Below are 14,462 nucleotides of genomic sequence, written 5' to 3' on the forward strand. Positions count from 1 at the left end.
CCCTTACCGCAGCACGTCGCGACGACGTCGTGAGTCTGGCAAATCCGCGGAGCGCGCGTCCTCGTCGACGTAGCGCTGGAGGTAGCGCAGCCCGGTGATGGCGCGGCTGCCGTACCAGGAGGTCATCTCGCCGTCGATGAGCGCGACACGGGCGCCGGGGACGGCGGCGGCGACCTCGGGGATGTGGTGGTCCTTGAAGTGGTAGGGCTCGCTGCTGAGCAGGACGTGGTCGACGTGGCCGGCGTGGGCGGCCACGTCGATCTCGGGGTAGCGGTCGGTGCTGTCGGCGGGAACGGTGTGCCAGCCGAAGAGCGCGAGCGTCTGGGAGATGTAGGTGTCGCGGGAGATGGTCATCCAGGGCTCTCGCCAGATGAGGTAGAGGACGCGGCGCTCGGGTCGTCGCTGCGCCGCCGCGGCGGCCTCGGCGTAGGCGGTCTCGAACGCGTCGCAGAGACGCTCGGCTTCGATCCGGCGGTCGAAGGCGGCGCCGAGCGTGCGGTAGAGGTCGAGGTTGTCGCGCGGGGCGCAGGGGTGCGTGACGATGACCTGCGGGATGAACTCGCGCAGCGCGTCGGCGGTCTCGCGGGTGTTCTCGTCGACGTTGACGATGGCGTGGGTCGGCGCCAGCGCGCGGACGCGGTCGAGCTTGACGTCCTTGGTGCCGCCGACCTTGGGGATCTGGCGGACGGTGTCCCAGGGGTGGATGCAGAAGCCGGTGCGCCCGACGAGTTGATCGGCGAGCCCGAGGTCGCAGACGAGCTCGGTGATGCTCGGCACGAGGCAGACGATCCGCGCATCCATGGCGCGGGTCACATGTTGCGCCGGTACTCGCCGCCGACGTCGTAGAGGGCGCCGGAGATCTGGCCGAGCGAGGCGCTCTTGACCGTCTCCAGCAGGGCCTCGAAGACGTTGCCGCGCGCCAGCGCGACCTCCTGCAGGCGCGCGAGCGCCGGCTCGGTCTCGCCGGCGTGGTTGCGCTGGAAGGCGCGCAGGTTGGCGATCTGCTCGCGCTTCTCCTGCTCGGTGGAGCGCGCGAGCTCGATCTCGGCGCCGGCGTGCTCGGCCTGCTCGCGCGGGAGGAAGGTGTTGACGCCGATGAGCGGGAGCGTGCCGTCGTGCTTGAGTTGCTCGTAGAGCAGGCTCTCCTCCTGGATCTTGCCGCGCTGGTACATGGTGTCCATGGCGCCGAGCACGCCGCCGCGCTCGGAGATGCGGTCGAACTCCTCGTAGACGGCGGCTTCGACGAGGTCGGTGAGCTCGTTGATGATGAACGAGCCCTGCAGGGGGTTCTCGCAGAAGTTCAGGCCGAGCTCGCGGTTGATGATGAGCTGGATCGCGACCGCGCGGCGCACGGACTCCTCGGTCGGCGTGGTGATCGCCTCGTCGTAGGCGTTGGTGTGCAGGCTGTTGGTGTTGTCGAAGATGGCGTAGAGCGCCTGCAGCGTGGTGCGGATGTCGTTGAACTGCATCTCCTGGGCGTGGAGGCTGCGGCCGGACGTCTGGATGTGGTACTTGAGCATCTGGCTGCGCGGGGCGGCGCCGTAGCGCTCGCGCATCGCGCGCGCCCAGATCCGGCGTGCGACGCGGCCGATGACCGCGTACTCGGGGTCCATGCCGTTGGAGAAGAAGAACGACAGGTTCGGCGCGAACGCGTCGACGTCCATGCCGCGGGCGAGGTAGTACTCGACGATCGTGAAGCCGTTGGCCAGCGTGAACGCCAGCTGGGAGATCGGGTTCGCGCCGGCCTCGGCGATGTGGTAGCCGCTGATCGAGACCGAGTAGAAGTTGCGCACGCCGCAGTCGACGAACGACTGCTGGACGTCGCCCATCATCTTCATCGCGAACTCGGTGGAGAAGATGCAGGTGTTCTGGGCCTGGTCCTCCTTGAGGATGTCGGCCTGCACGGTGCCGCGGACCTTCGTCAGCGTGTCGGCCTTGATGCGCTCGTACACGTCGCGGTCGACGACCTGGTCGCCGGAGACGCCGAGCAGCCCGAGGCCGAGACCGTCGTTGCCGGGCGGTAGCTCGCCGCCGTAGCGGGGGCGCTCGCGGCCCTCGAACAGCGCGTCGAGCCGGCGCTCGCTCTCCGCCCACGCCCCCGTCTCGCGCAGGTGCTTCTCGACCTGCTGATCGATCGCGGCGTTCATGAAGAAGGCGAGGATGATCGGCGCCGGGCCGTTGATCGTCATCGACACCGACGTGGTCGGGTCGCAGAGGTCGAAGCCCGAATACAGCTTCTTGGCGTCGTCGACCGTGGCGATCGAGACGCCGGAGTTGCCGACCTTGCCGTAGATGTCCGGGCGCTCATGGGGGTCCTCGCCGTAGAGCGTCACGGAGTCGAACGCCGTCGACAGCCGCGCGGCGCCCTGGCCCTCGGAGAGGAGGTGGAAGCGCCGGTTCGTGCGCTCCGGGGTGCCCTCGCCGGCGAACATGCGCGTCGGGTCCTCGCCCTCGCGCCGGTAGGGGAACACGCCGCCGGTGTAGGGGTAGGCGCCGGGCAGGTTCTCCTTCATCAGAAAGCGCAGCCGGTCGGCCCACCCGTCCAGGCGCGGCGGCGCGATCTTCGGGATCTGCCGGCCGCTGAGCGAGGTGCGGTAGTTGTCGCCCGTGATCTCGCGGCCGCGGATCGTGTAGCGGTACTGGTCGGCGGTGATCGACGCGACCCGCTCGTCCCAGCCGCGCAGCAACTCGATCGCCTCGGCACCGAGGCCGGTCAGCGCCTTGTTGTACTGCGCACGCAGCGGTGCGTGGACGTCGCCGGCGGTCAGGGCCGCGCTGTGAAACGGCTCGAGCGGCTCGGGGAGCAGCGGGTCGCCCCACGCGCGCAGCGCCTCGTAGCAGTGGTGCGCCTGGCTCGCGAGCTGCGCGAGGCGCTCCACGTCTTCGTTGATCGATCGTCCCTGCTGGGCGATCTCGGCCAGATACCGCCCCCGCGACCCCGGGATCAGCGTGTTGCCCCGGGGCTCGTGCGTCTCGAGATCGAGGCCGGGCGCCCAGCGGCCGGGCTCGACGCCCGCGACCTCCGCGAGCCGCCGGCAGAGGTTGACGAACATCCAGCTCAGCCCGGGGTCGTTGAACTGGCTGGCGATCGTCGGGTACACCGGCAGCTCCTCGTCGGGGCCGCCGAAGGCGACGTGGTTGCGCCGCCACTGCTTGCGCACGTCGCGCAGCGCGTCCTGGGCGCCGCGCTTGTCGAACTTGTTGATGACGACGAGGTCGGCGAGATCGAGCATGTCGATCTTCTCGAGCTGGCTGGCCGCCCCGAACTCGCTCGTCATCACGTAGACCGAGCAATCGACCAGGTCGACGATCTCGGAGTCGCTCTGGCCGATGCCGGCGGTCTCGACGATCACCAGGTCGAACCCGGAGGCGCGCAGGAACGCGACCGCGTCCTCGAGCATCGCGCTCGTCGCCCGGTGCCGGCGCCGGGTCGCCATCGACCGCATGTAGATGCGCTCGTGGCGCAGGCTGTTCATCCGGATCCGGTCGCCGAGCAGCGCCCCGCCGGTCCGCCGCCGCGTCGGGTCGACCGCGAGGACCGCCACCCGCAGGTCGGCGAAGCACTGCATGAACCGCGAGAGCAGCTCGTCGGTCACGGTGCTCTTGCCCGCGCCGCCGGTTCCGGTGATGCCGACGACCGGCACGCCGTGCCCGGCCGCGCTCCACGCCGCCCGCAGCGCCTCGAGCCGCTCGGCGTCCAGCGCGCCGTCCTCGAGCGCCGAGAGCATCCGCGCGATCGCCACGTCGTCGGTCGCGTGCGGATCCGCGGGGACCGCCGTGGCCACGCGCGCCCGCGTCGCCCGGTCCACGAGGTCGGCGATCATGCCGGTCAGCCCGAGCGCCATCCCGTCGTCGGGGTGGTAGATCCGCTCGACGCCGTAGGCCTGCAGATCGGCGACCTCCTGCGGCGTGATCGTCCCTCCGCCGCCGCCGAAGACCCGGATGTGGGGAGCACCGAGCTCGGCCAGCATGTCGACCGCGTAGCGGAAGTACTCCGTGTGTCCGCCCTGGTAGGAGCTGATCGCGATCGCGTCCGCATCCTCCTGCACCGCCGCCCGTACGACGTCGCGCACGCCGCGGTTGTGCCCCAGATGCACCACCTCCGCGCCGCTGTCCTGGATCAACCGCCGCATCACGTTGATCGCCGCGTCATGGCCGTCGAACAACGACGCGGCGGTCACGAAACGCAACGGCGAGTCGCCCACCGGCGCTGTGGCGGACGGGGTATCGAGCTTGGCCTCGGTGCTCACAGCAACTCTCTCTCGGGAACGGCGGGTTCGACGACGCCGGCCCGCGCTGAGCAGGCAGGAAGGTCGTGGGTCCGATACTAGGTACCTAGACTATCGGATGGACGCTTAAATCGCGCCCGGGCGGCGTCCAAGCCCCTTGACGGTCGTCGCTTTTCCCGCATGGCGCGGGCGATGACGACCCGCTGGATCTCCCCGCTGTGCCCGCATGGCGCGGGCGATGGCGACCCGCTGGATCTCCCCGCTATGTCCGCATGGCGCGGGCGATGACGACCCGCTGGATCTCCCCGCTATGTCCGCATGGCGCGGGCGATGACGACCCGCTGGATCTCGTTGGTTCCTTCGTAGATCTGGGTGATCTTGGCGTCGCGCATCATGCGCTCGACCGGGTACTCGGTCACGTAGCCGTAGCCGCCGAGGACCTGGACGGCCTCGACGGTGACCTTCATCGCGTTGTCGGACGCGAACAGCTTGGCCATCGAGCTGTACTTCGCGGCCTGCGGGTCTGCGCGGTCGGCCAGCGTGCACGCCTTGTAGAGCAGCTCGCGCGCGGCGGCGGTCCCGGTCTCCATGTCGGCCAGCTTGAACTGGATCGCCTGCAGCTCGTTGATCGGCGCCCCGAACGCGATCCGCTCGGCCGCGTACGCGTTGGCGTAGTCGGTCGCGCCCTGCGCGATCCCGACCGCCTGCGCCGCCGCCCCCAACCGCGTGCGCTGCAACGTCCCCAACGCCACGCCCAACCCCCGGCCGACCTCGCCGATCACGTTCTCGTGCGGCACCCGCACATCGTCGAACACCGGTGAGCCGGTCGGCGAGCCCTTGATCCCCAGCTTGTGCTCGAGCTTGCCGATCGACAGCCCGGGCCGATCCTGCTCAACCACGAACGCCGTGATCCGCCGGCGCTCACGATCGGTGACCGCGAACACGACGTAGAAGTCGGCGATGCCCGAGTTGGTGATCCAGTTCTTGGCGCCGTTGATGACCCACTCGTCGCCATCGCGCACCGCGGTCGTGCGCATCGCCCCCGGATCGGACCCCGCCTCGGGCTCCGACAGCGCAAACGCCGGCGACCACTCCCCCGACGCGCACTTCGGCAGCACGCGCGCCTTGAGCTCATCGGAGCCATAGAGCGCGATCGGCAGCGTCCCCAGCTCCTGGATCATCAGGATCAGCGCGCTCGACGCACACGCCTTGGCGATCTCCTCGACCGCCATCTGCAACATCAACGTCCCCGTCCCCGTGCCCCCGTACTCCTCGGCAAACGGCAACCCCAACACATCCTGCTCGGCCAACAACCGCCGCACATCCCACGGATACTCCCCCGACGCATCGATCTCCGCCGCCCGCGGCGCAATCCGCTCCACCACGATCTGCCGGATCGAGTCACGAAAATCCAACAACTCCCGAGGAATCGCGTACACGTCCGTCGCCGTCTGCATGGCGGTGTCTCCGTTTGCTCGTAGGTGGTCTCTGCCAGGCCAGGACGGGGTCGTCTTGACGCGAGCGCATCCGATATGCGACATTCAAACTATCGGATGGCCTCCGGCGCATGCCGGTGTGCTGTCGGTAGGCCGAGGCGAGTTCCCGGCCGTCCCATCCGCCCGCTGCGTTGACTGGCATCTACCCGTGGGCGATGATGAGCCGGGGCGGATGGCCTTCGTGCAGATCTGCTCCGGCTCGCCCCTGCCTCGAGGAGAGCCGATCGCTGCGGTCCAGATGGTCGGTCTGCGTGGAGTCTGCACAGCGACGGCTACGCGGCAGGGCTCAAGGAGAGTCTCGACCTACTCGACGAGAGTGGCCTGATCGGTCGCGACAGCGCCAATATCCAACGAGTCGCCGATCGGCGGTGCCTTGGCGCCCAACCACGCGCTGCACGACCGGCCCGCTGGGGAGATGGTGTATGAGCTGGCCGGCCAGGATCAGCCGGCGCTCTCGCCGAGCTGAAGGCCCAGCCGACTGTCACGGCCGGGCCGAGCCTGCGCCACTTCGATCGGTTCGACCTGCACCTGATGCTCGCCGCCGTTCGCGACGGGCACAGGTGCTCTGCATGCCACCACCACCGACTTCACGATGGGGTACATCGGACCCGTGCGAATCGCCCCACGCAAGCGCTGACCGAGGACTACGGACTGACCTGATCCGGCCGAAACGGAATAGAAACACCGTTCTACCGTTCTGTGGGATTGAGATCCGGGATTTGGGTGCTTCGTCCGCAGAAGACCCGCCCCAGAACGACGAAACCCCTGCAATCTGCAAGGGTTTCGTGCGAAGCGGCTGAAGGGACTCGAACCCTCGACCTTCTGCATGGCAAGCAGACCGTCCACGCAGCGCGTCGAGGCGAAAAGCCCTGCAAATGACTTCGGGGCGTAACCGGCCTCAGACGTCTGTGCCGATTCGGGAAGTTTGCCGCCATATTCGGGAGGGTTCTGGCACCGTTTTGGCACCGAGAGATCGGTTTGCGGCTCGAGCATGTCGGCCACGCTATCGAGGCCGCCAGCGGATCGGCGCGTCGACGCCTGCCAGGCGATGCGGCGTGGACCGAGGGTTGATTTCGGGCCACCGACCCGGTCATCGACGTGCGATCGGCTGGCTACGGCTCCCGAGTTGCCGCCCGATTGGCGTCCCCGCGGACGGTCCAAGCTCGAAGTAGATCCGTAACGTCATGGCGGCCCCGGCGGCCGGCCACCTGTCGGTGTTGGCCTGCAACGTTGGGCAGCCGCGCGTGTCCGTTCCCTTTCATTGCCGAGACCCGCCCATCGACCAGTCGGCTCGGGCCTGTCGCCGGCCCCCGTACGCTTCTTGCTCATCGTCCTTGCGACGGACGATCACACCGGGCGGTCCGCCTGCGTGGCGTGGGCGTTCGATGCGCCAGGCCCTCAACATCGCCACGGGGTGTTCGCGCCCTGGACGGATTGTGTTGTTGGCTTTCTAGAGCCATTTGCATCGACTGATGGGACGCATGGAACACATGCTCAGTTGCCCCAGCGGTTGACTCATCCGTTGGCTCCGTGGGTGAGTGCGCGTTGCATGCGGAGTGCTGCGCGGCGAACGGTGGTCTCTGCTGCACGCTGGCTTGTGGCGGCGTCCAAGCTGACCATCTCGCGTGCTGCGGCGATCGTGGCCTCGGCGCCGGTAGCAAGCTGATCGACGGCATCGAGCGCACGGGTTCGCACCTCGTATGAGGCGACCTGCATCTGCGTGGCGATGTCGTTAGTGGCTGTGTCGATGTGCAGGGTAGGCGTCGTGATTATTGCGCTGGACGATCACATCGGCTCCGGCGCGGCGGCGACCGAACGCCGCCTGCGTGAGCCGAGCAGGCACTCGGCGTTGGCGGCACGCAGCCGGCGCACGGTCGCCGCGTCCGCGAACGCCACATCGTCCTGATGGACGGACTCGGTGGCCACCGCGAACACCGGGTACTGCGACAGGCGACGTGCCCGGACGGATGGGAGCGGATGGACCCGCGCAGCAGCTGGTCGGGCCACCGAGAACCCAGGTGAATGCGGCCGCGTGCGGTTGGTCGTTGCGCTTTGAGGCCGGAGCGCTCGAGGTGCGCGACCATCGCCGCCGCCTGCTCGGTCGTGATGACCGCGGCGACGTCGCGGGTCGGAGTGATGGCGCTCGTCGATTTGGCGAGCGATATCTCGATCGCGGTGGCGCCGACGACGACGGCACTATCGCGACGCGAAGCCCCGTCCTCGCCGGCGGCATGATCCTCATCGACGGATCGGCGGGCGCGCGCGAGCTCGTGAGTCAGACACTCGTTACGTCGAGCTGGGTACAGGTCGACCAGAGGTTGATCGACTTGTTCGCGCGTATGACCTGTGACCTCCAGTGGATCCATGTCGACTCCGAACGCGCCCAGGCGTCGGCGTCCGGCACGACAATCGCCCACGGGCTCCTCACGCTAAGCCTCGGCCCGCGGTTCAGCTACGGCTTCACCGGCGTCTCCTACGGCGTCGACTACGGCTACGGCCGCGTCGCTTCCCCGCGCCAGTGCCGGCCGGCTCGCGCCTGCGCATGCGGTCCGACCTCACGGGTGCGGAGGACGCCGCGGGCAGAGTGCAACTGACGATCACTCAGACGTTCGAGATCGAGGGCGCGTCGAGAAGCCGGCATGTGTCGAAAGCCCCCGCAATACGGGCCTTTCGTGGAAATACGCTGTCGCGAATGGCGCTGCCCCAAATCGGCCGCCGTCGGTTCGACTGTCCGCAAGGTGAGAATACTTGGCGAGGGAGGTGGACGCAGGCGATGCGACCGTCATCGCTCAGAGCACCTCAAGCATGCAGAATCGGTCCAGTACCGAATTGGTCACCGCTTCGCGCCGGGTGTGGGAACGTGACGCACCGGCTTTACAGTGCTCGTGCCCGCGGCTAGGTTAGCGGTTGGAGAGGGGCAGATGATGCATACAACCATGGAGTCCGTTCGTGCGGAGCGTGGCGTGCCGGCGTGGTTCCGTTCGGTAGCGGGAACGGTCGTGCGAGACGCGACGGCCGCGGACGTGACGCGCGCGCTGGCCCGCTGGTCGTCAGCCTACGAGAGCCTGTCGCCAACCCTGGCCCCGTGCCGACCCGTCGATGAGCGGGTGCTGCGGCGCAGGCTCGAAGGACTGGCCGCCGCCGTCGGACGAAACAACCCGTCCGCATTCATGGCGCAGCTCGAGGAGCTCGGGCAGGATCTTGCCCGATCACGCGTTCGCGTCGGCAGTGTGGTCCGAGGGGCGCAGGCTGCCTGGCTCTGTCTGTCCGAGCTCGCCGAGCGTCTGCCCGCTCCTCCGAACCCCGAGTCTGTGCTCCTGGCGGTATACGAGAGCCTCGACGTGGTCCTCAACGCGTACAACGAGACGTTCGCCATGAGCGGCGCGATCACGCTCCCCGGGGCCGAGCAGAGCCAGCCGCTGCTGACGTCGCCGATGCTGGGTAGCGGCGTCTTGGAGGTGCCTACGAGCACAGCGGAGCTGGATCGGCTACTCCCGCAGGCGCTGGCGCGTGCCGTTGCGACGGTCGGCGCCGAGAGCGGTTCGCTGCTGCTGCGGTCGGACCTCGTTGGCGGAGAGATCGACGAGTGGGTCCTCACGACCGCGGTTGGCCTTCCCGTCCCGCATGCGCTGCGTTTTCCGCGGGACTCCAACGGCTCCAACGAGCTGACAGCACGGGCCGAGATGCCGGTGGTGATCTCGGCCGCGCGCAACTGGGCCGTCCTGACCGGACCCGAGCGAGAGTTCGTGGAGCGCTGCGGAATCGCATCGGCGGTCGGAGTCGCCCTGAGATCGTCGGATGGCGATACGTTGGGCGTGCTCTTCACGAACTCCGGCCGGGAGCGCTTCTTCGATGAAGCGACGTTCGATGACATTGTTCGGATGGGCCGAACGATCGGCGACTCGCTGGCGCGCACGACCAGGACTCGGGTGTTTCACCAGCCGCTGGCGTCGCTGGGCGACTCAGTCAGCAGCCGGGAGCTGAGCGTGGTGGAAGAGCGGCTGATGAGCGCACTCATGCGCGATCGCGACCTCGAGGACGTCTGTCGTGCCCTCGAGGAGTCGTCCGGGTGCAGCCTCCGGGTCGTCGAGGAGAGCCGGGGCGTCGTCTACTCCTCCAGCGACGTCGCATCCGCCGAACTGGTCCCCGGTGCGAGCAGCGGCGATCACGGAGGCCGGCACGGCACGGCGGAGCGCTCGATCCTCGGTAGCGACGGCTTCGCCTGGGGCCGGGTCATCGTTCGCGACAACGCGCGCACGGACGGTCCGCGGGCGACGCTGCTCGAAGTCGCCACGGCTGCGGTCTCCGGCATCGAGCGCTGGGAGCGGGCGCGCGCATCGGGCCGTCGCCTCTCCCTTGCGCTGGATCACTGCCTGGCGGGCGTTCTCCATGGATCGCGGAGCGTCGACGAGTTGACCGGCCACCCCGATTTGCGGCGCCTCGGGGACCCGCCCTATCGACTCGCCGCGATCGTCCTCGACGAGCCGATGCCAGCGGACGCGCAGTTTGACCCGCGCGACGCGGTGAGGGACGCCCCTGCGCGGCGCCTGATGCCGATCACCACGCGCGACGCGATGCTGTGGATCGGACCATCGGACGCCCTGACGCAGGACGCGATCCGCGACCTGTTGGCCTTCCGTGCCCGTGTCGAGCGGCGTCGCTTGGTGGGACGCCTCGTGCTCAGCCCCAGGTTCGACTCGATCACCCGCGTGCTCAACATCGGCAACGCCCTGCGCCAGACCGCGGAACTCGCGCGAAAGGCGGCCCTGGACGCCGTGCTCGACGGGCACGAGCTCGGAAGCGACGAGCTCCTGCTCCTGGGGGAACCCGAGCTGCGACAGCGGTTCGTCGAGCGGGTCGCCGGGCGACTGTTCGAGTACGACCGCCTGCACGACACGGAACTCGTCAAGTCGGTCGCCGTCTTCCTCGACCATGGGTGCAGCATCAAGCACGCAGCTGAACGCCTCTACGTCCATCCGAACACGCTGCGGTACCGGCTCGGGCGGGCCGAGGCGCTCGTTCCCGGGATCCTGGACAGCGGCGAAGGCCGCCTCCACGTGCAGCTGGCGTTGACGCTCTCAGACTCCGAGCCTGGCTCTTCGTAGCGGTCTCCAGCCGGCTGCCGCGCTTTGGCGTGCGCGACAGCCGGTTTGTCAGTCGCGACGAAGACCGGCCCCACATGCGTCATTACGGTCGTCAACGTGATGACAGCTGCTGCCGTTCGACCGCCTGGCGCCGCCGGATCCCTGCGATGACCGAGGACGGCAAGCACAACGCGGAAACGTCACCCAACGACGACGCCGAAGCCGTCTCGGCGATGTACGACGCGGCGGGCATCCGTCGCCGACTGGGGTTCGGCGAGCGCCCGGCCGTCGTCGTGGTCGACCTGTCGAAGGCGTTTACATCCATGACGCACCCACTCGGCTCGGACATGGAGGACGTCATCGTGTCGACGGTCGAGCTCATCACCGTCGCTCGAGACGTGGCGGCGCCCGTCTTCTTCACCACCATCGCCTACCTGGACGGCGCGGGGCCCGGGACCTGGGGCATGAAGTCGCCAGTCCTGCTGTCGCTCGTCGACGGCGGTCCTGACGTGGCGATCGACGACCGGCTCGGGCGGCGGCCGACCGAGCCGCTCATCACGAAGGCGGGGGCGTCGGCGTTCTTCGGCACCAACCTCGCGGCACAGCTGACCCACGCGCGGGTCGACACCGTCCTCGTGGCGGGTGGCTCCACCAGCGGATGCGTGCGCGCGACCGTGGTGGACGCGATACAGCTGGGCTTCCGCCCCATCGTGCCGCGTCAATGCGTGGGCGACCGGGCGGACGGACCGCACCGCGCGAGCCTGATCGACATGGACGGCAAGTACGCCGACGTGCTCGACCTCGCCGCTGTCATCGATTGGCTGCGATCGCCGTCGGCTTCTCGGTCGGACCATCGGCCCCAGCCGGCGGCGTAGGAGGTGGTCACATGACGCCGGTCAGGACAAAGCTCATCCAGCTGTTCGAGGCGGAGTTCGACCTTTGCAACGTGCGTGCCGGTGAGAGCGTCGTGATCCTGTCCGACAGCGTTCGTCGCGAGACGACGCATCTCGGACTCTATGCGGAGGCGGCGGCTGCCGTCGCCGCTGCGCGCGGGGCGCACGTCTACGAGATCGTCGTCCGCCCGACCGCCGGGAACGCGGGGCGCGCGGGATTCGGCACCGACGCCTTCGCGTCCGTCGTCGGCGAGAGCGCGATCTCGCCTCTTCCGAACGTCGTCGACGCGCTGGTGCGAGCAGACTTCGTCGTCGATCTCCTGCTGCTGCTGCATTCGCCCGAGCAGATGGCCATCCTCGAATCGGGCACCCGGATCCTGCTCGTGCAGGAGCCGCCTGACGTGCTCGAGCGCCTGTTCGCCTCCGAGCAGCTCACTGCGGATGTGCGCGCGGCGGAGGCGTTGCTGCGTGACGCCTCCGAGCTGCGCCTGACGTCACCGGCGGGGACTGACGTGACCTACAGGCTCGGCCAGTTCGATCGGCTCACGGCCCAGATCGGATACGCCGACTCGCCGGGGACCTGGGACCACTTCTCGGCCGGGGGGCTGCTCGCGGCCTACGGCGACGAGGACGGTGTCGACGGCACCGTCGTCATCGCGCCCGGAGACGCGCTGTTTCCGTTCAAGCGCTACGTCCAATCGCCGATCGAGCTCTCGATCGAACGCGGCTACATCACCGCGATCGACGGAGGCGCCGACGCCCAGCTCTTCGCCGATTACCTGGACTACTGGGACGACGCAGATGCCTACGCCGTGTCACATATCGGATGGGGCCTGAACCAGCGAGCGCGCTGGTCGACGATGGCCACGATGGACATGCGTCACACCATCGGAATGGAACAGCGATGCATCGCGGGATGCGTGCTGTTCTCGACCGGCCCGAACGTCGATGGCGGCGGGTCGCGTAACACCAAATGTCACTGCGACATACCCCTGAGACATTGCACTCTTGAAGTCGACGGACGACGCGTGGTGGCCGGCGGCAAGCTGGTCGCCTGACCGGCCCTTGGGCAACTGCGAACGGGAGACAACCACAATGCAACAAAACGAAGCCACTGATGCCGACGTCGTCATCGTGGGCGGCGGGGTGAACGGCCTCACCTGCGGTTGCTATCTCGCGAAGGCGGGACTGCGGACCGTCATCCTGGAAAAGCGGCACGTGGTCGGTGGGGGGGCCACCACGGAGGAGGTCACGCTGCCCGGTTTCAAGCACAACCTCTGTTCGATCATGCACTGGTTGATGCCGCCGCAGATCATGTTCGACGATCTCGACCTCAACTCCCATGGACTGAACTACACGGCGTGGGACGGCGACGGCCAGTTTCCGCGCATCGGCACGCCGTACGCGGACGGCACCGGGCTCCTGCTGTGGGGCGACCGCCAGCGCACAATCGAGGAGATCGCGCTCCTGTCCGAGGCGGACGCGCGTTCCTACGAGCGCCTCATGGGTCTGATCGCGGGATTCCGCGAGACCTTCTTCCGCGACCAGATGCGGCCTCCTCGCCGACCGAGCGAGATCTTCGCCGAGCTCGAGGAGACCAAGTCGGGCCGGGAGGTCATGCGCTACATGCTCATGACCACCAGCGACGTCCTCGACGAGTGGTTCGAGAACGACAAGGTCAAGGGCTCGCTCTCCGCGCTGACCGCGATCGGCACGGTCAAGCCGACGGACGCAGGAGGCGGCGTCCTCGCGTATGGGCTGCTGGCCGCCCTGCACGACTGGGACTGGTACCTCGGCGTCGGCGGCTCGCAGACGATCTCGACGGCGCTTCGCAACTGCTTCGAAGCGCACGGGGGAATCGTCGAGACCGAGACCGAGGTCAGCCGTATCGGCGTCGAGAACGGCCGCGCGACCAGCGTCGAGACGACGGACGGAAACGCGTACGGCGCCGCCAAAGCCGTGGTGTCCACCGATCCGAAGAAGCTCTTCGGAAGCTTCCTCGACGCCGACGTGGTGCCCGCCGGCGTGACCGAGCAGATGTCGCGCTTCCGGTACGGCGTTCGCGCGATGCTCGTGAGCTATGCGCTCGAGGAAGCGCCCGTCTATCGCGGGTTCGAGGATCGGGGCGTCGACGTCCCGTGGATCCTGACCGGCGACACCCTCAAGGACGTCGACGAGAACTTCCGCGACGCGCAGTCCGGACGTTTGACGGTGGAGCTGTCGCGCGGCGGGTTCATGGTCGGATGTCCGACGCTCGTGGATCCGACGCAGGCGCCCGAGGGCAAGCACACGGTCTACCTCTACTGGTTCGTGCCCGCCGACGGAACGGGCGTCAGGTGGGACGAGATCAAGGAAGCCCACGCCGACCACGCTGAGGACGAGTGGCGCAAGATCGCTCCCAACATGACCAAGGACAAGATCCTCGCGCGCCATGTCCAGAGCCCGAACGACATCGAGCGCCGCAACGGCCTGCACGGGCCGAACGGCTTCAACATGGCCGCGTTCCAGCAGGGTTGGTTGCGTCCCACGCCGGAGATGTCCGACTACCGCACGCCGATCGAGTCGTTGTACCTCACGGGGCCGGGCACGTGGCCGGGGGGTGACGTCCGTCTCACTCCTGGGCACAACACCGCCAAGGAGCTGCTCGCCGACCTCGAGGCCGGCTCGTACGGCGGAGGGCGCGGCGCTTGGAAGACGAATGGCGGCGTGTCCGCACGTGTGACGGCGGCACGGTCGTGATCGGCTCGTGACGCGAGATCT

The 14,462-nt window shown here is 68.4% G+C and carries 10 protein-coding genes; 5 read left to right on the forward strand and 5 right to left on the reverse strand.

Going from position 1 to position 14,462, the window contains the following annotated elements; all coding sequences use genetic code 11:
- Window positions 1–3: 3 nt before the first annotated feature.
- The 5 genes from DSM104329_RS11805 to DSM104329_RS11825 all read right to left on the reverse strand — a co-directional run bounded on the left by DSM104329_RS11805 (window position 4) and on the right by DSM104329_RS11825 (window position 7,651).
- Entirely contained in the window at window positions 4–813 is an 810-nt protein-coding gene (locus tag DSM104329_RS11805) for a helical backbone metal receptor (RefSeq protein ID WP_259315641.1), read from the reverse strand.
- Window positions 810–4,250: a methylmalonyl-CoA mutase family protein gene (locus tag DSM104329_RS11810; protein WP_259315642.1), complete on the reverse strand. Its 3,441-nt coding sequence runs from the start codon at window positions 4,248–4,250 to the stop codon at window positions 810–812. Before DSM104329_RS11810 ends, DSM104329_RS11805 begins: the two co-directional genes overlap by 4 nt.
- Before the next feature lie 287 nt (window positions 4,251–4,537).
- A complete protein-coding gene (locus DSM104329_RS11815; RefSeq protein WP_259315643.1) occupies window positions 4,538–5,686 on the reverse strand; it encodes an acyl-CoA dehydrogenase family protein in 1,149 nt (382 codons plus the stop codon).
- 480 nt (window positions 5,687–6,166) lie between these two features.
- Entirely contained in the window at window positions 6,167–6,727 is a 561-nt protein-coding gene (locus DSM104329_RS11820) for a hypothetical protein (RefSeq protein WP_259315644.1), read from the reverse strand.
- Between the two features lie 783 nt (window positions 6,728–7,510).
- On the reverse strand, window positions 7,511–7,651 hold the full coding sequence (locus DSM104329_RS11825; protein ID WP_259315645.1) for a hypothetical protein: 141 nt from the start codon (window positions 7,649–7,651) through the stop codon (window positions 7,511–7,513).
- Window positions 7,652–7,770: 119 nt separating this feature from the next.
- Between DSM104329_RS11825 and DSM104329_RS11830 the strand changes: the two genes are divergently transcribed.
- The 5 genes from DSM104329_RS11830 to DSM104329_RS11850 all read left to right on the forward strand — a co-directional run bounded on the left by DSM104329_RS11830 (window position 7,771) and on the right by DSM104329_RS11850 (window position 14,441).
- Window positions 7,771–8,319, forward strand: a complete 549-nt coding sequence (locus tag DSM104329_RS11830) for a MaoC/PaaZ C-terminal domain-containing protein (RefSeq protein WP_259315646.1) — start codon at window positions 7,771–7,773, stop codon at window positions 8,317–8,319.
- A 342-nt stretch (window positions 8,320–8,661) separates the two neighbouring features.
- Entirely contained in the window at window positions 8,662–10,830 is a 2,169-nt protein-coding gene (locus DSM104329_RS11835; RefSeq protein ID WP_259315647.1) for a helix-turn-helix domain-containing protein, read from the forward strand.
- Between the two features lie 146 nt (window positions 10,831–10,976).
- Window positions 10,977–11,684, forward strand: coding sequence for an isochorismatase family protein (locus tag DSM104329_RS11840; RefSeq protein WP_259315648.1), 708 nt, complete (start codon window positions 10,977–10,979; stop codon window positions 11,682–11,684).
- 11 nt (window positions 11,685–11,695) lie between these two features.
- The gene (locus DSM104329_RS11845) at window positions 11,696–12,760 is read left to right on the forward strand and encodes a 2,5-dihydroxypyridine 5,6-dioxygenase (protein ID WP_259315649.1); all 1,065 of its coding nucleotides are present in this window, start codon (window positions 11,696–11,698) and stop codon (window positions 12,758–12,760) included.
- Entirely contained in the window at window positions 12,711–14,441 is a 1,731-nt protein-coding gene (locus tag DSM104329_RS11850) for a phytoene desaturase family protein (RefSeq protein WP_259315650.1), read from the forward strand. The genes DSM104329_RS11845 and DSM104329_RS11850 overlap by 50 nt, the downstream gene beginning before the upstream one ends.
- Window positions 14,442–14,462: the final 21 nt, after the last annotated feature.

It is taken from the genome of Capillimicrobium parvum (genome assembly GCF_021172045.1).
Lineage (GTDB): Bacteria > Actinomycetota > Thermoleophilia > Solirubrobacterales > Solirubrobacteraceae > Capillimicrobium > Capillimicrobium parvum.

Bases quoted from the DNA above. Each gene is read 5' to 3' on its own strand.
- DSM104329_RS11815 (WP_259315643.1), bottom strand. From the start codon at position 5,686: ATGCAGACGGCGACGGACGTGTACGCGATTCCTCGGGAGTTGTTGGAT.
- DSM104329_RS11835 (WP_259315647.1), top strand. From the start codon at position 8,662: ATGGAGTCCGTTCGTGCGGAGCGTGGCGTGCCGGCGTGGTTCCGTTCG.
- DSM104329_RS11840 (WP_259315648.1), top strand. From the start codon at position 10,977: ATGACCGAGGACGGCAAGCACAACGCGGAAACGTCACCCAACGACGAC.
- DSM104329_RS11845 (WP_259315649.1), top strand. From the start codon at position 11,696: ATGACGCCGGTCAGGACAAAGCTCATCCAGCTGTTCGAGGCGGAGTTC.